Genomic DNA, 613 nt, shown 5'->3' with positions numbered 1-613 from the left:
CGCGCAGCAGCGGGGCCATGCCTGGCAGAAGGCCGCGCCGGCGACGCTGGCGGATTTCCTGGCGCTGCGACTGTTCCTGGCGCGGCAGTTCGCCGAGGCGCCGGCCGCGCCCGCCGCGCCCCCTGCCACCGAGGTCGCGGCCATCTGGCTCGAAGCGTGGGAGGAGAGCTGGCGGCAGGGCCTGACGGAGCGGCTGGCCGCCGCCGCGGCGACCCCCGCCCCGGCGCGCCCGGCGCAGGCGCAACTGGTGTTCTGCATCGACGTCCGCTCGGAGGTGCTGCGCCGGCAGTTGGAACGCCTGGGGCCCTGGGAGACGCTCGGCTTCGCCGGCTTCTTCGGCGCCGCCGTCGCGGTGCAGCCCTTCGGTTCGGACCAGGCCTATGCCTCCTGCCCAGTGCTGCTGCAGCCTCGCCATGTGGTGCCGGAGGTGCCGGCGCCCGGCGCAGAGGCCGCTGCGGCGCAGCGCCTGACGGGGCTCGGCCGGCTGCGGCGCGCGAAGGACGGGCTGCGCGCCCTGAAGGACAGCGTCGCCGGCGCCTTCGGCTTCGTGGAGGCCACCGGCGCCGCCTTCGGCGCGGCCATGGTGGCCCGCACCGTCGCGCCGGAGGGCTTC

General features: G+C 77.3%; 1 protein-coding gene. It reads left to right on the top strand.

Going from position 1 to position 613, the window contains the following annotated elements; translation table 11 throughout:
• The coding region (locus OZN99_RS33105; RefSeq protein WP_270939403.1) for a putative inorganic carbon transporter subunit DabA at nucleotides 1-613 on the top strand (613 nt) is incomplete at both ends.

Origin of the sequence: Falsiroseomonas oryzae (genome assembly GCF_027856955.1) — a bacterium.
Lineage (GTDB): Bacteria > Pseudomonadota > Alphaproteobacteria > Acetobacterales > Acetobacteraceae > Falsiroseomonas > Falsiroseomonas oryzae.
This window is presented reverse-complemented; position numbering and strand designations above follow the sequence as displayed.